Raw genomic sequence first — 20493 nt, 5'->3', positions numbered from 1 at the left:
CGTCAAGCCCGACCCGATGTCGGAGGTCCGGGAGAGGATGTCGGCATGGCCGACGTGCTCGAGAGATTCGGTCCTGCGACGCAGGACTGGTTCCGTGGCGCGTTCTCCGCGCCCACCAACGCGCAGAAGGGCGCGTGGGAATCCGTCTCGTCCGGTCGCAACGCGCTGGTGGTCGCCCCGACGGGCTCGGGCAAGACGCTGTCGGCCTTCCTCTTCGCGATCGACCGCATCTTCCGAGAGAAAGCCCCCGAGGCCGCGGATGCCGCGCCCGCGCGCCGCGGCAAGAAGGCGGCCGCGAAGGCCCCCGCCACGAACACCCGCGTCCTGTACATCTCGCCGCTGAAGGCGCTCGGTGTCGACGTCGAGCGCAACCTCCGCTCGCCCCTCGTCGGCATCGGCCAGTCGGCCCGGCGACTCGGCATCGACGTCCCGGCCGTGAGCGTGGGCGTGCGCTCGGGAGACACCAGTTCGAGCGATCGCCGCAAGCTCGTCTCCGACCCGCCCGACATCCTGATCACCACTCCCGAGTCCCTGTACCTCATGCTCACGAGCCAGGCGGCCGAGACGCTGCGCGGGGTGCACACGGTGATCATCGACGAGGTGCACGCGGTCGCCGCCACAAAGCGCGGCGCGCACCTCGCGGTGAGCCTCGAGCGACTCGACGCCCTCCTCGACTCCCCCGCCCAGCGCATCGGGCTGTCGGCCACAGTGCGGCCGATCGACGAGGTCGCGCGGTTCCTCGGTGGAGCACAGCCCGTCGACATCGTGGCCCCCAAGGCCACGAAGGCCTTCGACCTGTCGGTCGTCGTGCCGGTCGACGACATGCTCAACCCACCGCCCCCGCCCGGATCGCCGGCTCCCGACGAAGCGGCCGAGGGCGAGTGGTTCTCCGAGCGCCCCGAGAGCACCGAGATGGCGGGGTCGGTGTGGCCCCACGTCGAGGAGGCCATCGTCGATCGCATCCTCCAGCGGCGATCGACCATCGTCTTCGCCAACTCCCGGCGTCTCGCCGAGAGGCTGACCGGACGCTTGAACGAGATCTACGCCGAGCGCCAGGGCATCGACGTCCCCGAGCCCACCGTGCCGGCATCCCTCATGGCGCAGGCCGGATCCTCGGCCGGCGTCGCCGCGATCCTCGCGAAGGCCCACCACGGCTCGGTCTCGAAGGAGCAGCGGGCCCAGGTCGAAGACGAGCTGAAGTCGGGGGCGCTGCGGTGCGTCGTGGCGACGAGCAGCCTCGAGCTCGGTATCGACATGGGCTCGGTCGACCTCGTCATCCAGGTCGAATCGCCGCCGAGCGCGGCATCCGGTCTCCAGCGCGTCGGGCGCGCGGGCCACCAGGTCGGCGAGGTGAGCCGCGCCGCCCTCTTCCCGAAGCACCGCAGCGACGTGCTGCACACCGCGGTGGTCACCGAGCGCATGCTCGGCGGACGCATCGAGGCGATCTCCGTGCCGCAGAACCCGCTCGACATCCTCGCGCAGCAGACCGTCGCCGCGTCGGCCCTCGGGTCGATCGACGTCGAGGAGTGGTTCGACACCGTCAAGCGCAGTGCGCCGTTCCGTTCCCTCCCCCGGTCGGCCTACGAGGCGACGCTCGATCTGCTCGCCGGCCGCTACCCCTCCGACGAGTTCGCCGAACTGCGCCCGCGCCTGGTGTGGGACCGCGACGCGGGGACGCTGACGGGGCGGCCGGGCGCCCAGCGCGTCGCCGTGACCAGCGGCGGCACGATCCCCGACCGCGGTCTGTTCGGCGTCTTCGTCGCCGGGGAGTCGCAGAACGCCCGCGTGGGCGAGCTCGACGAAGAGATGGTCTACGAGTCGCGCGTCAACGACGTGTTCACCCTCGGCACGACGAGTTGGCGCATCGTGGAGATCACCCACGACCGTGTGAACGTCGTCCCGGCGTTCGGCCAACCGGGCAAGCTGCCGTTCTGGCACGGCGACGGCATCGGTCGCCCCGCCGAGCTCGGCGAGGCACTGGGCAAGTTCTCCCGCGACATCGCCGGCGCCGACCGCGCCAAAGCCGAAGAGCGTCTGCGCGAATCGGGTCTCGACGACAACGCCATCACCAACCTGCTCGCCTACCTCGCCGAGCAGCGCGAGGCCACCGGGAGCCTGCCCACCGACAAGACGCTCACGGTCGAGCGCAGCCGCGACGAGGTCGGCGACTGGCGCATCATCCTGCATTCCCCCTACGGCATGCAGGTGCACTCCCCCTGGGCCCTGGCGGTGAACGCGCGCATCCGCGAGCGTCTCGGCGTCGAGGGCGCCGCCGTGGCGAGCGACGACGGCATCATCGCGCGCGTTCCGGATGCCGCAGCCGAACCGCCCGGCGCCGATCTCTTCGTCTTCGAGCCCGACGAGCTCGAGCAGATCGTCACCGACGAGGTCGGCGGCTCCGCACTGTTCGCCTCGCGGTTCCGCGAGTGCGCCGCGCGCGCCCTGCTCCTCCCGCGTCTGAACCCGAACCGGCGTTCCCCTCTCTGGCAGCAGCGCCAACGTTCGGCCCAGCTGCTCGAGGTGGCGAAACGGCATCCCAGTTTCCCGATCATCCTCGAGACGCTGCGCGAGGTGCTGCAGGACGTCTACGACCTGCCCGCGCTGTTGCGCATCACGCGCCAGATCGGCGAGCGCCGCATCCGCCTCGTCGAGATCACCACCTCGCAGCCCTCGCCCTACGCCCGCGATCTGCTGTTCGGCTACGTCGGGGCGTTCATGTACGAGGGCGACTCGCCCCTCGCCGAGCGTCGCGCCGCCGCGCTCTCGGTCGATCCCGCGCTGCTGAGCGAGCTGCTCGGCAAGGTCGAGATGCGCGAACTCCTCGACCCCGACGTGATCGCCCAGTTCGAGCGCGAGGTGCAACGGCTCGACCCCGACCGGCGCGCCCGAGGGGTGGAGGGGGTCGCCGACCTGCTGCGCATCCTCGGTCCCCTCGACGCGGCCGAGGTGTCGGCGCGTCTCGACACCGACGGCGACGCCCTCGCCGAGGCAGAACACCACCTCGCAACGCTCGTCGACGAGCGTCGGGCCATCCGTGTGACGATCGCCGGGATCCCGCGCGTGGCCGGCATCGAAGACGCCGGGCGCCTGCGCGACGCCCTCGGTGCCGCCCTGCCCGTCGGCATCCCGAACGCCTTCCTCGAACCGCTCGCCGATCCGCTCGGCGACCTGGTCGCCCGTTTCGCCCGCACGCACGCCCCCTTCACGACGGATGCCGTGGCCGAGCGGCTCGGTGTCGGTGTCGCCGTCGCCCGACTCACGCTGCAGCGACTCGAGTCGCAGGGGCGCCTGTCGAGCGGCTTCTTCCTCCCGGAGGCCTCGGGGGGAGCGCGCGGCGATGACATGGAATGGTGCGACGTCGAGGTGCTGCGGCGCTTGCGCATGCGCTCCCTCGCCGCGATCCGCGGCAGTGTCGAGCCCGTACCGCCCGCCGCCTACGCGCGGTTCCTCCCCGTGTGGCAGCATCTCGGCCGACCCCTCGAGGGGATCGACGGCGTGCTGGCCGTCGTCGAGCAGCTGGCGGGGGTCCCCATCCCCGCGAGTGCGTGGGAATCGCTCGTGCTGCCCTCCCGCGTCGCCGATTACAGCCCGGCCCTGCTCGACGAGCTGACCGCCACGGGCGAGGTGGTCTGGTCGGGCCACGGCACCCTGCCCGGCCGTGACGGGTGGATCGCCCTGCACCCGGCGGAGGCCGCTCCCTTCACGCTGCAAGACCCCGACGAGGCCGACGACCCCGCCCCCGATTCGCTCGAGGCGCGACTCCTCGCGGCTCTCTCCGGCGGCGGCGCCTACTTCGCGGCCCAGCTGAAGCAGCTGGCCGAGGCCGAGAACGAGCAGTCCGTCAACGACGCACTGTGGGCGCTCACCTGGGCGGGGCGAGTGACGAACGACACGTTCGCTCCGGTGCGCACCCTGCTCAGCGGGGGCGGACAGTCGCACCGCGTCGCTCGGCGGGCGCCACGGGCCCGCATGTACCGCGGGGCCGCCATGCCCCGCGCGACCTCGGCTCCGCGACCGCCCTCGCTCGGCGGACGCTGGTCGCTCCTGCCCGAACGCGAAGCGGATGCTGCGGCACGGGCGACCGCCACCGCGAGCCTCCTGCTCGACCGATACGGCGTCGTCACCCGCGGAGCCGTTCAATCGGAAGGGGTGCCGGGCGGATTCGCTCAGGTCTACCGCATCCTCGCCGGGTTCGAAGAGGCCGGGCACTGCCGTCGCGGCTACGTCATCGAGAAGCTCGGTGCGGCGCAGTTCGCGGCGTCGGCGACCGTCGACCGCCTGCGCGAGTTCGCCGCGGTCGCCGATCCCCCACCGCTGCGGACCGTCACGCTCGCCGCCACCGACCCCGCCAATCCGTACGGTGCCGCCCTCGGCTGGCCGGCGATCGAGGGGGTCACGCACCGCCCCGGACGCAAAGCGGGCGGCCTGGTCGTGCTCGTCGACGGAGAGCTGACGCTGTACCTCGAGCGCGGGGGCCGCAGCGCTCTCGCCTTCACCGATGAGGAGGCCTCCCTCCAGGCTGCGTCGCGCCACCTCGCGGAGACGGCGCGCAAGAGGCGGCTCGACACGCTGACGGTCGAGCAGGTGAACGGCGAGTTCGTCTACGGCACCGCCGTCGGACGAGCCCTTCGCGAGGCCGGCTTCGTGGAGTCGCCGAAGGGTCTGACGCTGCGCAAGCTCACCGCCGGCGACACCCTGCGAGAGGCCGCGCGTGCCTGAGGGCGACACCGTCTACCGCGCCGCCGCGAAGCTGAACGCCGCACTGGCGGGCAGGGTCGTCACGCGCTTCGACATCCGCGTCCCCGGCAGCGCCACCGCCGATCTGCGCGGCGAGACCGTGCACGAGGTGGCGGCCCGCGGCAAACACCTCCTGCACCGCATCGGCGGCTACACCCTGCACTCGCACCTCAAGATGGAGGGCCGCTGGGACCTCTACCGCCCCGGGCAGCGGTGGCGACGCCCCGCGTTCAAGGCCCGCGCGATCGTCGGTGTCGACGGCATGGATGCCGTCGGCTTCGACCTCGCGATGGTCGAGGTCCTGCGCACCACCGACGAGCACACCGTCATCGGCCACCTCGGCCCCGACCTGCTCGCCGACGACTGGGACGAAGCGGAGGCGGTGCGGCGCGTCTCCGTCGACGACCGGGCAGCCCACGTGGCCCTTCTCGACCAGCGCAACGTCGCGGGTTTCGGCAACGTCTACGCGAACGAGCTCCTCTTCGTGCGGGGCATCGCCCCCACGACCCCCGCGACGCGGATCGACGCCCGCGCCACGATCGCCCTCGGCGAGCGCATGATCCGCGCGAACCTTCCGCGGCCCGAACGCACATTCACCGGCGACAGCAGGCCCGGTCGTCGCTTCTGGGTCTACGGGCGCGAGGGCGCGCCGTGCCGGCGCTGCGGCACCCCCATCCGAGCCACGACCCTGGGCGCGACCGACACGAGCGAGCGCAACGTGTTCTGGTGCCCGACCTGTCAGCCCGGCTGAGACCGGATCCGCAGCGCACCTCGACGGAGTGCTCCCACCGTGCGCGCGACTCCCGGCATCCCGCCCGGAAAACGACCGTCGCGCCGTCCGCTGTCAACCCGGCCGTGACTGTCGGTTCGACATGCGAGAACAAGGGGACAACACAACGCCGGGCAACGGACCGCAGGGGATCTCTCGACATCGAGGAAACCGATAGCGGGAGGGGCGACGAAGAACCATTCGAGGGAATGAAGAGCATTCCCCACCCGTTGTCAGACATGTCGGCGCACCCGAGGGCCGACCGGAGGGGATCGTGGGAAAGAACTACATCGACATCGAGAACGACCACGGCGAAACGCTGCGTTACCGCAAGCACGTCAACGGTCGGGGCCTCGTCGCGCACGGCGCGAAGGTCCACCCGTCGGCGCTCGTGGAGAACGGCGCTTACGTCGAACCCGGCGTGCAGATCGCGGCCGGTGTTCGAGTGGGTCGCGGCGCGTGGATCGAATCCGACGCCGTCATCGGTCCGGAGGCCCGTATCGAACCGCACGCGCACATCTGTGCGGGCGCGGTCATCGGCGCCGGAGCGCACATCGGCGTCCGCACCCAGGTCGGCCACAACGCGCGCATCGCGGTGGGGTCGCTCATCGGCGACGACGAGATCATCAACGACGGCGAGGCCGTCGCGACCGACCGTCGGGGTCTGCGCCTCGCGGCCTGACCCCCGCCCGCCGGGCATTCATCGACCCGCACGACTCCCCGGAGCGTGCGGGTCTTCGTCTGCCCGGGCGAGGTGCCCGCGCACCCGCGACGGAGCGGGTGGCCGTCGAGTCCCTCAGGCGAGGATCGTCAGCACGAGACCGAGCAACGGAAGCGTCCCCTGGATGGCGGCGGGACGAAGGTACTTCCGCCCGGAGGTGACGAGCACGAGCGCCGCCGCGAGCATCGAGCCGAGCGAGAAGATGAGCAGCGTCCGCCCCGCGACGTCACCGGTGCCGTTGACGATCCACAGCACCACGCCCACGGCGGCGCCGATCGCGAGGAACAGGTTGTAGAAGCCCTGGTTGTACGCCATGGGCTTGGTGATGTCGGCGGCGCGCTGGTCGGCGATGCCGAACACCTTCCACGTCGCGGGCTGCGTCCAGCGCACGCTCTCGAGCACGAAGATGTAGACGTGCAGCAGGGCCGCGAGCCCCGCGAAGACGAGTCCCAGGACGCCGATCATCCCTCCACGTTAGCGGCGCGGCTAGCCTGGGACCATGGCGAACGGTTCGGGCTCCCGAGGTCGCGGCGGCGCACCGCGACGCGGCGGACCCGCGCGCGCGGCGGCGAAGGGACGGCCGCGGCCGGCGCCGAAGCCCTCGCGCCGACCGGAGCCGACGCCTCCCCCAGAGCCCCGCGCGTTCCGCCTCGGTGCCGTCCCCGGGGCGACGCCCGGCAAATGGATCGGCGTCTGGCGCGAACGCCTGCCGCACGTGTCGCTCGAATTGCGGGAGATCGCCGTCGCGTCGCAGCGGGATGCGCTCGACGAGGTCGATGCCGCTCTGGTGCGCCTTCCCGTGGAGTCATCCGACGACGTCCACGTCATCGAGCTGTACGAAGAACTCCCCGTGGTGGTGATGGCCGCCGAATCGCACCTCACCGCGGCCGAGGAGCTCGCCCTCGCCGATCTGGCCGGCGAGGTCGTAATCGTCCCGGCCGACGACGTGCTGCACACCGAGGTCCCGGATGCCGTGCCCCCGGCGTTCGCGCCTCCGGCCGACACCGCGGAGGCCATCGCGACGGTGGCCGCGGGCGTCGGCGTCGTGATCGTGCCGATGTCGCTCGCGCGCGCGCACCAGCGCCGCGACGTGGACTACCGCGTCCTCACCGACGGTCCGCGCTCCACGGTCGCCCTGGCGTGGCTGCGCGAGCGCACCACCGAAGACGTCGAGACGTTCGTCGGCATCGTGCGCGGCCGCACGGCCCGCTCCTCGCGCTGACGAACGGCTCGCGGATTCCGATCCGACGCGCCGCGTCAGCGGCATCCGCCCGCATCTCGAGCCGAGGGCGGCGAACGCGCGTCGAGCGGGGCTTCGTCGAGAATGCGCGGAAAGGCTTTCGCGCGCGGCGGGTCGCGCGAGAGGACGCGCAGCGCGGAACGTGTCGCCGCATGTCCAGGCCCGCTCGGCCCGGGCGCCGCCCGCATAGAATCCCTGAGTGACCGCCCCCCTCCTCTACGTCTGCGCGCGCCCCCAGCGGGTCGCGGCGGAGGCGGAGTGGGCGTCGTTCCGCGATGGGCTGGGCGTGCGCGATCACGAGCTCGTGCACCACGACCTCGTCCGCGAGCCCCTGCCCGCCGACCTCGACCGGTTCGCCGCCGTGGTGGTGGGCGGCAGCCCGTTCAACGTCACCGATCCCGACAAGACCGACGAGCAGCGGCGCCTCGAACGCGACCTGGAGCGCCTGGCCGCCGCCGCGATCGAGGGTCGCACGAGCGCGCTGTTCACGTGCTTCGGGATCGGAGTGGTCACGCGGTTCCTCGGCGGCGACGTGACCCTCGGACACCCCGAGGGCACGGGTCCCGCCGACATCTCGCTCACCGAGGCGGGCCGCGCCGACGAGCTCTTCGGCATCCTGGAACCGCGCTTCCAAGCCCTGACCGCGCACAAGGAGGGCACCGCGAGCGTGCCGCCGGGGGCGACGCTGCTGGCCCAGAACTCCGCGTGTCCGGTGCAGGCCTACCGGGCGGGGCGCGCGCTATGGGCGACGCAGTTCCACCCCGAGCCGACCACCGAGGCGTTCGTGGAGCGCATGGTCGTCTACCGGGATGCCGGCTACTTCGACGCCGACGCCTTCGACGAGGTCTCGGCGCACGTGCGCACCGCGTCGGTCGAGCAGCCCACCCGGCTGCTGCGCTCGTTCGCCGCTCGCGCCGTCGCCGCCTGACGGGCGGCACCTCCTCCGAGGCCCGGCGGGCACAACGGCGGGTGGCCGCGGCGAAACGCCGTCCGGCCCCGGCCGCCCTCCGGCGTGTCGCCGTGCGCTCCCGCTGCTGTGCACGACCAGGCACGGCGGCGCGGCGGGCTCGGTGGGCGACGAGGGAGAAAGTCAAGCCCACGGCATCCATTTACCTAGCTTTTCTAGTGTTCTCTGTATGAACGCAACAGCTCAGTGGCGGGGCGCAGACCTCGCGCGTCAGATCGTCGTCCTCTCCGCGGTGTCGTTCATGCTCATCGCGGCCGTGATCGGCGCGGGAGCCTTCGGCAATACGGCCGTCGAGGATCAGCAGGGCGGCGCCCTCAGCACGAGCGGTTCGTACCTCGCGCCGGCCGGCCCGGCCTTCTCGATCTGGTCGATCATCTACCTCGGCCTCATCGCCTACGCCATCTGGCAGGCCCTCCCCCGCCAGCGCACGAACGCGCGCCAGCGCGCGATCGGTTGGCTCATCGCCCTCACGATGACCCTGAACGGTCTGTGGCTCGTCGCCGCCCGCTTCGGCACGCTGTTCCTCACCGTCGTCGTGATCGTCCTGCTCCTCGCCGCCCTCGGCTGGACCTTCCGCGTCGCCGTCGCCACCCGCGAACCGCGCGGGGGCGTCGTCGACTCGGTGCTCATCGACGGCGTCACGGGCCTTCACCTCGGATGGGTCAACCTCGCCACCGTCGCCAACACCGCCGCCTGGCTCACCACGGTCGTCCCGCCGTCGTGGGAGGAGGGGGCGGATGCCATCGGCGTCGCCGTGCTGATCGTGGTGGCGCTCATCGGACTCGCGATCGCCTGGCGCAGTTCGTGGCGCGTCGCGCCGGCTCTCGCCCTCGCATGGGGCCTCAGCTGGCTCGCCGTCGAACGCTTCGGCGGCGAACCGCAGAGCACCCCGATCGGCGTGACGGCGATCATCGTCGCCGTCGTCGTGCTCGTGCCCCCCGTGGCCGTGAGCGTACTGCGCCTCATCCGCCCGAACGTCGACTGAGCGGGGGCGCACGAGCCGGCGGGGCGCCACGGCGCACCGCGCTTCACCCGCCGGACGTCGACGGATCGGGGGCGCACGGGCCGCTCGCGTAACCCCTCGGCATCCGCCGCACAAGAGCATCGGATGCCACGGCGATCGGTGGTCTCATCGGGGCGTGGACTCGTTGCCCTTCGCCCTTCTCGTCGTCATCTTCGTCGCCGCCGCGGCGGTGGTGTGGGTCGCCGGTATCCAGCTGTCGAAAGCGACCGACGTCCTCGACGCGCGCCTGCATCTGGGCAGCGCCCTGGGCGGGCTCATCGTGCTCGCCGTGGCGACCAACCTTCCCGAGATCGCCATCACCGTGTCGGCGGCGATGGCGGGGAACCTCGAGGTCGCGGTGGGCAACATCCTCGGCGGCATCGCCCTGCAGACGGTCGTCCTGGTGATCCTCGACGCGTTCGGCAAACGCGGGCGCGGCGTGAAGCCGCTCACCTACCGCGCGGCCTCGCTCACCCTGGTGCTGGAGGGATTGTCGGTGGTGGCGGTGCTGGCGGTGGTGATCGCCGGCAGCCAGTTGCCCGACGGCCTCGAGGTGCTGCGGCTGACCCCCGACGTGGTCCTGATCGCTGCTCTCTGGATCATCGGGCTGGTGCTGGTGCAGCGCGCCGGCAAGCACCTGCCGTGGCACGAGGACGGCCGCGCCCCCGATGCGAGTCCGAAGCCCTCGCCCGCGAAGACGAAGATGAGCACGAAGAAGGCCGCGGTGGTCTTCTCGATCGCGGCACTAGCGACCCTCGTCGCCGGTGTCGTCCTGGAGCGCGCCGGTGACGCGGCCTCCTCGCAGATCGGACTGTCGGGAGTGCTCTTCGGCGCGACGGTGCTCGCCCTCGCCACCTCCCTACCCGAGATCTCGACGGGTCTGCAGGCCATCCGGCAGGGCGACGACAACCTGGCCATCAGCGACATCTTCGGCGGCAACGCCTTCCTGCCCGTGCTGTTCCTGCTGGCCACGGTGATCTCGGGATCGGCGGTGCTCCCGCGCGCCAACGGCGCCGACATCTACCTGACCGCGCTGGCGGCGCTGCTGACGCTCGTCTACGTCGTCGGCCTGATCTTCCGTCCGCAGCGGCGGATCATCGGGATGGGCGTCGACTCGTTCGTCGTCCTCGTGCTCTACGCCGTGGGCATCGGCGGGCTGTTCGCGATCTCCGCGTGAGCGAGCCCCGGCTGCACGCCCGGAATCACGCCGTGAGCTCGACGACCACCGCCTGCTGCGGGTTCTGCACCGGGGGACGGATGCCGGCGACGGCCAGCTGCCGGCCGGTGAGCACGGTGTCGTCGTGCGCCCAGGGCAGCGGGGATTGCGCGGGCTCCTGCACGAGTCCGCCCGGGGTGACCAGCCGCACGCGGTACGCGCGGTCGGGGTCGAGCCCGGGGAGGCGCACGCGCCCCGCGGGCGAGGCGATGAGCGTCTGGGTCTGCGCAATCGTGAAGAACGCGTGGTCGCGCTCGGCTGAGACGACGCCGCGCACATCGAGACCGGGGTCGGTCGTGTCGACGTTGACCAGGCGTCCGGTCGCCACGAGCGGCCGCACCCGCCGCGCTAGGTCCACCCACTCCGCCACGAGCGCGCGGTCGTCGGCGGAGAGCGTCGTGAGGTCCCACTCGATCCCGAAGTGCCCGAAGAGGGCGACCGCGCCACTGAACGCGAGCGACACCGTGCGCCCCGTGGAGTGCACGTGCGGAGTGGTCAGGTGCATGCCCATCATCTCGGGCGGCACCACCAGGGCCGTGTGACGCTGCGTCTCGAGCCGTTCGACGGGATCGAGGCAGTCGCTCGTCCAGATGCGATCCGTGCGATCCAGGATGCCGAGATCCACCCTCGAGCCGCCCGAGGCGCAGGATTCGATCTCGAGGTCCGGGAACGCGGCCTTGAGCTCGTCGATGAGGCGGTAGACGGCGAGCGTGTGGGCGTGCACGGCCGAGCCTCCGCCCGGCCCGGTCGCGGCATCCACGAGATCGCGGTTGTGATCCCACTTCACGTAGGCGATCGGGTAGGCCCGCAGCACCGCGGTCATGCGATCGAGCAGATAGGCGTAGGCGCCGGGGTGGGCGAGGTTCAGCACCTGCTGCTGGCGGGCCGAGGGCGGCAGCTCGTCGCGGCCGCGCAGGATCCACTCGGGGTGCGCGCGGGCGATGTCGCTGTCGGGGTTGACCATCTCGGGCTCGAACCACAGCCCGAACTCCATGCCGCGCTCGATGACGTGATCGGCGAGCGGGCTCAGGCCGTCAGGCCACACGCCCTCGTCGACGAACCAGTCGCCCAGCCCCGCGGTGTCGTCGCGGCGGTGCCGGAACCACCCGTCGTCGAGCACGTAGCGCTCCACGCCGATCTCGGCGGCGACGTCGGCGAGCTCGAGGAGCTTCGGCAGGCGGTGGTCGAAGTACACGGCCTCCCAGGTGTTCAGGGTGATCGGGCGCGGGCGCGTGGGATGCTGCGGGCGGGCGCGCCAGGTGTCATGGAAGCGCGCGGCGAGCTGGTCGAGCCCGTCGCCCCACGAGCCGTAGACGATCGGCGACGACAGCTCATCGCCGGGGGCGACGACGACCTCTCCCCACGCGAGCAGCTCGCCACCCGCGAGCAGCGCCTCGCCCAGCGGCAGCCGCTCGGCGAACACGCGCTGGTTGCCGCTCCAACCGACGTGGATGCCGTGCACCAGGCCGCTCTCGAACCCGAACCCCGGCCGCCCGGCGGCCAGCAGCAGCGTGGCATCCGCCCCCGGTCGACCCCGGCGGCTCTCGCGGAGGTGCGTGCCGAAGGTGAAGGCGTGGCGCTGCGCCGAGCGCTCGCGCAGGTGGCGCCCGGTCGTGTCGAGGATCTCGGTGGCGTCCCACGGCAGCGGGAACGTCGGCTGCAGCGCCTGCACGACGAGGTCGTCGGCGCCGTCGTTGGTCACCGTGAGTCGCTGCGTGAAGAGTCCGGCGTCATCCACCCGCAGCTCGGTGCGCAGACGCAGAGCGCGCTGCTCGTCGACGAGGTGCAGCGTCAGGGCATCCACGGCGACATCGACGGATGCCGTCGAGAACACCGTCCCCTGCACGACACCGCCGCGTCCCCCCTCGAACCCGGGCGCCCCGGGCCATCCCGCCGCGGCGGTCGGCACGATCGTGAGGCGGGGCGTCTGGTCGATACCTCCCGACACGCGCTGCGGCCGCGCGGCGACGACCATCGACGACAGCTCGCGGGCCCCGAGTTCGCCGAGGTCGGGGCCCCAGTGGATGATCGCGGGCGCCGGGTGCGCGGTGAGGTCGACGACGACGCTCGTGCCACCGCCTCGCAGGTGGACGGCGGTCTCGGCGGCGGCGACGGGGTCGGACATGGCATTATTTTTATCACGGAAGTTATTCGACGCATCAGCCGGCGGGGGAGGAAACGATGCTCACCGAGAGCGAAGCCGCCGTCGCGCGCGAGGTGCTGATCCACGGACCGCTCTCGCGCAGCGCCCTCGCGACGCGCCTGCACCTGTCGCCTGCGAGCCTGACCCGTCTCACACGCCCGCTGCTCGACGCGGGCCTGCTCGTCGAACTCGACGACGCCGCCGGATCGGTCGGCCGCCCGTCGCGTCCCCTCGACCTCTCGCCCGCTGCAGGGACGTTCGTGGGGGTCAAGCTCACCGGCGAGCGCCTGTACCTGATCACCACCGACATGCGCGCCCGGGTGATCGAGTCGCACGAGAGCGCCCTCGCCGACACCTCCCCCGACGCGGTCGCCGCGACGATCGCACACCTCGTGGATGCCGTGGACCACGTTCGCGGCGTCGGCGTCGCCATCGGCGGGCACGTGCACGACGGCCTCGCCGCCGACGCCCCCTTCCTCGGATGGCGTGACGTGCCGTTCGCCGCCATGCTCGCCGAGCGGCTCGGCGTCCCGGTCGCGCTCGAGAACGACGTGGTCGCCCTCACGGATGCCGAGCGCTGGTTCGGCGTCGGACGGGGCATCCCCGGGTTCGCCGTCGTCACGATCGGCGCCGGCGTCGGCCTCGGGCTCGTTGTCGACGGGCGCACCGTCCGCTCCCCCGACGCGTCTCGCGGCACCGTCGGACACCTCCCGCTCCGGGCCGACGGGCCCTCGTGCGCGGAGGGTCATCGCGGGTGCGCCGACGCCCTGCTGACGACCGGTGCACTGAGCATCCGGGTGTCGAGGGATCTCGGGCGCGCGGTCAGCGCCGACGACGTCTTCTCGCTGGCCCGCGACGGCGAACCCGCGGCGCGGGCCGCGATCGACGATGCCGGCGAGGCCCTCGGCATCCTGTGCGGGCTGGCGGCGAACCTGTCGCTGCAGGCCGACATCGTGCTGGCGGGTGAGGCGACCGCCGTCTGCGACCTCGCGCGCGAGCATGTCGACGCGGCCCTCGAGCGCACCCGCCCTCACGGCTCGACGCCGGTGCGGGTGCACGTCGACGGCGCGGGATTCTCCGCCTGGGCGAGGGGAGCGGCGGCGGTGGCGATCCAGGCCGAACTGGGACGCATTCCGCTGACACGCTGACGGCCCCACTCCCTCGCGGGAACGGGGCCGTCAGCGCGACGTCAGAGCGCCGGACCCACGATCGCGCTGGCCCCCGCGGGCACCGTCAGCGCCGTGCCGTCGAGCACCACGCCGTCCGCGGTGGCGAGCAGCACGCGCGCTCCCGGAACGACGGATGCCGTGGCCTCCGCCTCCGAGAGGTTCACCACGACCACGAGGTCGCGACGGTGCAGCTCGTAGACGCGTCCGCCGGTGGCCTCGCGCGCGGCGGCCGACAGACCCTCGCGCGACGGATCGGTCAGCTCGGGGCGCTCCCGGCGCAGCTTCGCGAGCTCGCGGTACAGGCCGAGGAGCTGGGCGTGATCGCCCTCGCCGACCTCGTCCCAGTCGAGCTTCGAGTTCTCGAACGTCGAGGGGTCCTGCGGGTCGGGCACGGAGTCCTCGTCCCATCCCATCTTCTCGAATTCGGCGATGCGCCCCTCGGCGGTGGCCTTGCCGAGCTCGGGCTCGGGGTGCGAGGTGAAGAACTGCCACGGCGTGGTCGCGCCCCACTCCTCGCCCATGAAGAGCATCGGCGTTCCCGGCGCGGTGAGCGTCAGCACCGCTGCCGCGGCGAGGCGGTCGTAGCCGAGCGACTGCGACAGGCGGTCGCCGGCGGCGCGGTTGCCGATCTGGTCGTGGTCCTGGGCGAAGGTCACGAGACGCCAGTTCGGCACGGCATCCGGGATGGGCTTGCCGTGCTTCTCCTCGCGGAACGAGGAGTAGGTGCCGTCGTGGAAGAACCCGCCCTCGTTGACCTTGCGGAAGGCGTCGAGGTCGGCGAAGTCCTCGTAGTAACCGGTCGTCTCGCCGGTGAGGGCGACGTGGGCGGTGTGGTGCCAATCGTCGGACCACTGGGCGGTGAGGCCGTAGCCGCCGGCCTCGCGCGGCAGGATCAGCTTCGGGTCGTTCATGTCGCTCTCGGCGACGGTCGTGAGCGGGATGCCGCGGTGCGCCGACAGGGCGTCGGTGCGCTCGGCGATCTCCTGCAGCACGTGAACGTCGCGGTGGTCGAGCAGCGCGTGCACGGCATCCAGGCGCAGGCCGTCGACGTGGTAGTCGCTCATCCACATCAGGGCGTTCTCGACGATGTAGGCCCGCACGGCGTCCTCGTCGAGGTTGACCGAGTCGCCCCACGTGTTGCGGCTGCCCTCGCGCAGGTACTCCCCGAACTCGGGCAGGTAGTTGCCCGAGGGGCCGAGGTGGTTGTACACGACGTCCTGGATGACGGCGAGCCCGGCCGCGTGCGCAGCGTCGACGAAGCGCTGGTAGGCCTCCGGCCCGCCGTACGCCTCGTGCACGGTGTACCAGAGCACTCCGTCGTATCCCCAGTTCCACGTGCCGTTGAAGCCGTTGACCGGGAGCAGCTCGACGTGGGTCACGCCGAGGTCGACGAGGTGGTCGAGGCGCCCGATCGCTGCATCCAGGGTCCCCTCGGGGGTGAAAGTGCCCAAGTGCAGCTCGTAGATCAGACCCCCGGCGAGTTGCCTGCCCGTCCACGCGGCGTCGTTCCACGAGTACACCGACGGGTCGAACCACGCCGACGCCTCGTGCACCCCGCCCGGCTGACGCCGCGACCGCGGGTCGGGGCGCAGGTCATCGCCGTCGCCGAGCACGAAGCCGTACCGCTCGCCGTCGGCGAGGTCGACCGGTGCCGTCCACCACCCGTCCGACGCCGAGGTCATCTCGATGTCTTCGACGACGCTGTCGCCGCTGTCGTCCAGCCGGCGCAGCCGCACCCGCTGTGCCTTGGGTGCCCAAACGTCGATGCTCATGTGGGTTCGTCCTTACGCGTGAGGTGCCAAGATTTGTCGCTCCAAGAGCGCGTGAGGCGACAAATTCTGGCGACTCACGCGCTCGGGGGGTCAGAAGATCAGGAGGGCGACCGGGAGGAACGCCAGCAGATCGGCCAGGGGGGTCGGGCCACCGGCGAACGAGCGGCCCGTCAGCACGTCGACGACGGGCGTGTCGGGCAGCAGCACGACGGTGTCGCGCCAGCCTCCCGCCGCCTTCAGCCCGTGCGGCAGACGCGTGGCGACCGTGAACACGCCGCCGCGGTCGAATGCGACGACATGGTCGGATGCCACTCCCGCGGCCTCGAGCGGACGGTAGATCTCGAGCGGGTGCTCGCGGCGCAGGCGCAGCGCGCGCGAGGTCACGAGCAGCTTCGCCGCCCCCGTGGCATCCACCGCCGGAGGACGAGCCCCCGGGGCGTCGATCTCGGCGAGCATCCGACGGCGCTCGGCGAAGTCGACCGCACGACGGTTGTCGGGGTCGACGAGCGACTGCTCCCACAGCTCCGAGCCCTGGTAGACGTCGGGGACACCGGGGCCCATGATCTGCAGCAGCTTCGCCGACAGGCCGTTCGACCACCCGGCTTGCGAGATCTCGTCGACGAAGGCGCGGACGCGCTCGGCAGCAGGGCCGGTGGCCGCGTCGACGACCGCGTGCATGCGCTCCTCGAAGGCCTCGTCCTGCTCCCACCAGCCGGTGACCTCGCTCGCCTCGCGCGCTGCCTTCTCGGCGTACGCGTGCAGGCGCTCGCGGTAGTCCTTCAGCCCCTCGGGGGTGGATGCCGAGGCGGGCCACGCCCCCACGATGGCCTGCCACAGCAGAGCGTCGAAGGGTCCGTGACCGGTCGAGGCGATCCCGCGGAACTCCTCGAGGCGTGCCTCCCACGTCTCCGGGATCTCGGCGAGCACAGCGATGCGGGCGCGCGTGTCCTCGCCGCGCTTGGTGTCGTGGGTCGACAGCGTCGTCATGGCGGTGGGCCACGACGCGTGCCGCAGGGCCTGCGCGGTGTGGAAGCCTGCGACGTCGAGGGAGAACTCCCCCGGGTCGCCGCCCACCTCGGTGAGCGAGCCCAGCCGCGTGTAGCGGTAGAACGCCGTGTCTTCGACACCCTTGGCCATGACGGGCCCGGTCGTCTGCTGGAACCGCCACGCGACCTCGAGGCTCGTGTCGGCGAGCACCGGGACGAGCTTCTCGATCACGTCGCCCAGCTCGGGCCGGCGTACCTCGGCCTCGCCCGCGGCGGCGTCGAGGTGCGCGCGACCGGCGGGGAGGTACGAGCGGTACACGGGGAAGCACGCCAGGATCTCGGCGAGCGCGTCCTGCAGCACGTCGGCGCCGAACTCGTCGCGCAGCTCCGCGGGAAGGCCCCGCACCAGGCGACGGATCTCCGACACCTGGATCGAGTCGGCGATCTTGCGCTTGGTGTCGTGGATGAGGTCGTGCCAGCCGGTCAGCGGCGCGACGTCGCTGTCGACGCGGAGGCGCGCATCGAGCGCGTCGAGGGCGGCCTCTCCGGCGGGGTCGGTGAGCACGCGGTCGATCTCGGCGAGCGCGTCGTATCCGGTCGTTCCGGCGGTCTTCCACCACGAGGGCAGCGCCTCGCCGTGCTCGAGGATCTTCTCGCCCAGCACGTACCCGACCTCGCCGTCGCCGGCCTCCTCGAGCGCGACCGCAAGCCGGTCGAGATACCCGCCCGGGTCGACGAGACCGTCGGGGTGGTCCACGCGCAGGCCGTCGGCCAGGCCCTCGCGCACCCAGCGCAGGATCTCGGCGTGCGTGGCGTCGAACACCTCGGGCAGCTCGACGCGCACGCCCGCGAGGGTCGTGACGGCGAAGAAGCGCCGGTAGTTCAGGTCGTCCGCCTCGTCCTGCCAGAATCGCAGCTCGAAGTTCTGCGCATCGAGAAGAGCCTCGATCGCCTCGCGCGAGCCCGCGGCCGCGGCATCCGTCCCCGTCCCCGGCGCGACCGGGAAGGCGTGGTCGTAGTACCGGATCAGGCCGTCGGGAGCGTCGTCGGCGGGCGCGGGGTCGTACGTGATCTCGTCGATGACCGCGTCGAGGTGATCGCCGAGCACGGGCACGCGAACCTTGCCGCGACCGAATTCCCAGTCGATATCGAACGCGCTCGCGTGCGCCGACGCCCGCCCCTGTCGCAGCACGTCCCACCACCACGCGTTGCTGCGCGGTTCCGAGACGCCCATGTGGTTGGGCACGATGTCGATCAGGATGCCGAGCTCCGCCGCGCGCGCCGCCGCGGCGAAGCGGTCGAGGCCCTCGGCGCCCCCGCGTGCGGGGTCGACGCGCTCGACGTCGACCACGTCGTACCCATGGTCCGAGCCGGGCGTGGCCTCGAGGATCGGCGACAGGTACGCCCACGAGACCCCGAGGTCACGAAGGTATCCCGTGACCTCGGCGGCGTCGTCGAGGGTGAACGATTCGCGGATCTGCAGGCGGTAGGTCGAGAGCGGATGCCGCATGTCGCTCACAGCTCCGGCTTGGGCGCCTGACCGGGCAGGTCGTCGGTGCCGACCACCGGGATCTGCGCGGTGAGGGAGGCGGCGACCGAGTGGTCGATCTCGGGCTCGGGCAGGTGGTGCTCGCGCAGGACCATGAGCGACTTCGGCTCGAGCGGCAGCGTCTCCCCGGGCTCGAGGGGCTCGGTGTTGGCGCGCTCCCCCGCGGTGTCGACGTAGGCGTCCCACTTGAGGGCGTACTCGAAGTCGGGCAGACGGAAGTCGACCTTGTCGTCACCGGCGTTGAACAGCACGAGGAAGTGGTCGTCGCTGATCGACTCTCCACGACGATCGCGCTCGCGGATGCCCTGGCCGTTGAGGAACACGCCCACCGCGAGGCCGAAGCCGTTGTCCCAGTCCTCCGGCTGCATGAGCGAGCCGTCGGGACGCAGCCACACCACGTCGGGAATGGGCGCGCCCTCCTCCATCTTCACCGGGCGGCCGTCGAAGAACCGGCTGCGGCGGAAGGTGGGGTGCTGCTTGCGGAGCCGTGCGAGGGCGGCGGTGAACTCGATGAGCGGGGTGTCGATGTTCGACCAGTCCACCCACGTGATCTCGTTGTCCTGCGCGTAGCCGTTGTTGTTGCCGCCCTGCGTGCGACCGAGTTCGTCGCCGTGCAGCAGCATCGGCACGCCCTGGCTGAGCAGCAGTGTCGCGATGAAGTTGCGCTGCTGCTGCGCTCGACGCTTCAGCACGACCTGATCGTCGGTCGGCCCCTCGACGCCCATGTTGCTGGAGCGGTTGTGCGATTCGCCGTCGTTGTTGTCTTCGCCGTTGGCGTCGTTGTGCTTCTCGTTGTACGACACGAGGTCGCGCAGCGTGAAGCCGTCGTGCGCGGTGACGAAGTTGATGGATGCCACCGGGAAACGTCCCGAGTGCTCGTAGAGGTCGGCCGATCCCGTGAGGCGGGAGGCGAACTCGCCGAGGGCCTGGGGCTCGCCGCGCCAGAAGTCGCGCACCGTGTCGCGGTACTTGCCGTTCCACTCGGTCCACTGGGGCGGGAAGTTGCCGACCTGGTAGCCGCCGGGACCGACGTCCCACGGTTCGGCGATGAGCTTGACCTGCGAGACGATCGGGTCTTGCTGCACGAGCTCGAAGAAGGTCGCGAGCTTGTCGACCTCGTAGAACTCGCGGGCGAGGGTGGATGCCAGGTCGAAGCGGAATCCGTCGACGTGCATCTCGAGCACCCAGTAGCGCAGCGAATCCATGATCAGCTGCAGCGTGTGGGGGTTGCCCACGTTCATGCTGTTGCCGGTGCCGGTGTAGTCGGTGTAGTACCGCTTGTCGTCGTCTTCGAGGCGGTAGTACGCCTCGTTGTCGATTCCGCGCATCGAGAGGGTCGGGCCCATGTGGTTGCCCTCGGCGGTGTGGTTGTAGACCACGTCGAGGATGACCTCGATGCCGGCCGCGTGCAGCGCCTTGACCATGGCCTTGAACTCCTGCACCTGCTGACCGTGGTCGCCGGTGGACGAGTACGTGTTCTGGGGCGCGAGGAACGCGATCGTGTTGTACCCCCAGTAGTTCGACAGACCCTTCTCCTCGAGAGTGGAGTCGTTGACGAACTGGTGCACCGGCATGAGCTCGATCGCCGTGATGCCGAGCTTGCGCAGGTGGTCGATGACGGCCGGGTGGGCGACGCCGGCGTAGGTGCCGCGCAACTCTTCGGGCACGTCGGGGTGCAGCTGGGTGAGGCCCTTCACGTGGGCTTCGTAGATGAAGCTCTCGGCGTAGGGGATCTTCGGCTGACGGTCGCCCGCCCAATCGAAGAACGGGTTGACGACCACGCCCTTCATCATGTGCGGGGCGGAGTCCTCGTCGTTGAACGAGTCGGGGTCGCCGAATTCGTAGCTGAAGACCGGCTGGCCCCAGTCGATCTGCCCCTCGACGGCTTTCGCGTAGGGGTCGAGCAGGAGCTTGCTCGGGTTGAAGCGCTTGCCCTGCGAGGGGTCGTACTCGCCGTGGACGCGGTAGCCGTACCGCTGCCCCGGCTGGATGTTGGGGAGGTAGGCGTGCCACACGAACGCGTCGACGTCCACGAGCTCGAAGCACGTCTCCGTTCCGTCCTCCGCGAAGAGGCAGAGCTCGACTTTCTCCGCTCCTTCACTGAACAGGGCGAAATTCGTCCCGTTACCGTCGTAAGTGGCCCCGAGGGGATAACTGGATCCTGGCCATACCTGCTGCACGTCGCTCACGATAGACCAGCGTCGTTTCGCCGAACGGTCGG

General features: G+C 71.4%; 13 protein-coding genes. 8 read left to right on the top strand and 5 right to left on the bottom strand.

What is annotated here, in order from left to right; translation table 11 throughout:
- Positions 1-45: 45 nt before the first annotated feature.
- The 3 genes from Q0818_RS02375 to Q0818_RS02365 all read left to right on the top strand — a co-directional run bounded on the left by Q0818_RS02375 (position 46) and on the right by Q0818_RS02365 (position 6188).
- Positions 46-4719: an ATP-dependent helicase gene (locus tag Q0818_RS02375; protein WP_298870920.1), complete on the top strand. Its 4674-nt coding sequence runs from the start codon at positions 46-48 to the stop codon at positions 4717-4719.
- The gene (locus Q0818_RS02370; RefSeq protein ID WP_298870917.1) at positions 4712-5488 is read left to right on the top strand and encodes a DNA-formamidopyrimidine glycosylase family protein; all 777 of its coding nucleotides are present in this window, start codon (positions 4712-4714) and stop codon (positions 5486-5488) included. Before Q0818_RS02375 ends, Q0818_RS02370 begins: the two co-directional genes overlap by 8 nt.
- 292 nt (positions 5489-5780) lie before the next feature.
- On the top strand, positions 5781-6188 hold the full coding sequence (locus tag Q0818_RS02365; RefSeq protein ID WP_076673580.1) for a transferase: 408 nt from the start codon (positions 5781-5783) through the stop codon (positions 6186-6188).
- 114 nt (positions 6189-6302) lie between these two features.
- On the opposite strand, the gene Q0818_RS02360 is transcribed toward Q0818_RS02365, so the two are convergent.
- Positions 6303-6692 carry a DUF1304 domain-containing protein gene (locus Q0818_RS02360; protein WP_298870914.1) on the bottom strand — a complete coding sequence of 130 codons (390 nt, stop codon included), beginning with the start codon at positions 6690-6692 and terminating at the stop codon, positions 6303-6305.
- Positions 6693-6726: 34 nt separating this feature from the next.
- On the opposite strand from Q0818_RS02360, the gene Q0818_RS02355 reads away from it, so the two are divergent.
- From Q0818_RS02355 to Q0818_RS02340, 4 genes are all read left to right on the top strand, one after another.
- Entirely contained in the window at positions 6727-7449 is a 723-nt protein-coding gene (locus Q0818_RS02355) for a LysR substrate-binding domain-containing protein (protein WP_298870911.1), read from the top strand.
- Between the two features lie 217 nt (positions 7450-7666).
- Entirely contained in the window at positions 7667-8395 is a 729-nt protein-coding gene (locus Q0818_RS02350; protein WP_298870909.1) for a GMP synthase, read from the top strand.
- A 208-nt stretch (positions 8396-8603) separates the two neighbouring features.
- Positions 8604-9419: a tryptophan-rich sensory protein gene (locus Q0818_RS02345; protein WP_298870908.1), complete on the top strand. Its 816-nt coding sequence runs from the start codon at positions 8604-8606 to the stop codon at positions 9417-9419.
- 154 nt (positions 9420-9573) lie between these two features.
- On the top strand, positions 9574-10614 hold the full coding sequence (locus Q0818_RS02340; protein ID WP_298870906.1) for a sodium:calcium antiporter: 1041 nt from the start codon (positions 9574-9576) through the stop codon (positions 10612-10614).
- Positions 10615-10639: 25 nt separating this feature from the next.
- Here Q0818_RS02340 and Q0818_RS02335 read toward each other — a convergent pair whose 3' ends face one another.
- Complete coding sequence (locus Q0818_RS02335) at positions 10640-12778, bottom strand: alpha-galactosidase (RefSeq protein ID WP_298870904.1); 2139 nt, start codon at positions 12776-12778, stop codon at positions 10640-10642.
- Positions 12779-12834: 56 nt separating this feature from the next.
- Between Q0818_RS02335 and Q0818_RS02330 the strand changes: the two genes are divergently transcribed.
- Positions 12835-13944 carry an ROK family transcriptional regulator gene (locus Q0818_RS02330; protein WP_298870902.1) on the top strand — a complete coding sequence of 370 codons (1110 nt, stop codon included), beginning with the start codon at positions 12835-12837 and terminating at the stop codon, positions 13942-13944.
- A gap of 41 nt (positions 13945-13985) precedes the next feature.
- Here the strand turns inward: Q0818_RS02330 and treZ are convergent, their stop codons facing one another.
- From treZ to glgX, 3 genes are all read right to left on the bottom strand, one after another.
- Positions 13986-15737 carry a malto-oligosyltrehalose trehalohydrolase gene (gene treZ / locus Q0818_RS02325; RefSeq protein WP_298870899.1) on the bottom strand — a complete coding sequence of 584 codons (1752 nt, stop codon included), beginning with the start codon at positions 15735-15737 and terminating at the stop codon, positions 13986-13988.
- A gap of 90 nt (positions 15738-15827) precedes the next feature.
- Positions 15828-18233 (bottom strand): malto-oligosyltrehalose synthase, encoded by a 2406-nt coding sequence (treY, locus tag Q0818_RS02320; protein WP_298870896.1) that lies wholly within the window; start codon positions 18231-18233, stop codon positions 15828-15830.
- Between the two features lie 5 nt (positions 18234-18238).
- On the bottom strand, positions 18239-20461 hold the full coding sequence (gene glgX, locus Q0818_RS02315; RefSeq protein ID WP_298870894.1) for a glycogen debranching protein GlgX: 2223 nt from the start codon (positions 20459-20461) through the stop codon (positions 18239-18241).
- Between the last annotated feature and the right edge of the window lie 32 nt (positions 20462-20493).

The organism is uncultured Microbacterium sp., assembly GCF_947489255.1.
Classification (GTDB): Bacteria; Actinomycetota; Actinomycetes; order Actinomycetales; family Microbacteriaceae; genus Microbacterium; species Microbacterium phycohabitans.
Note: the sequence above shows the minus strand (reverse complement) of the source record. Positions and strands in the feature narration are given on the sequence as shown.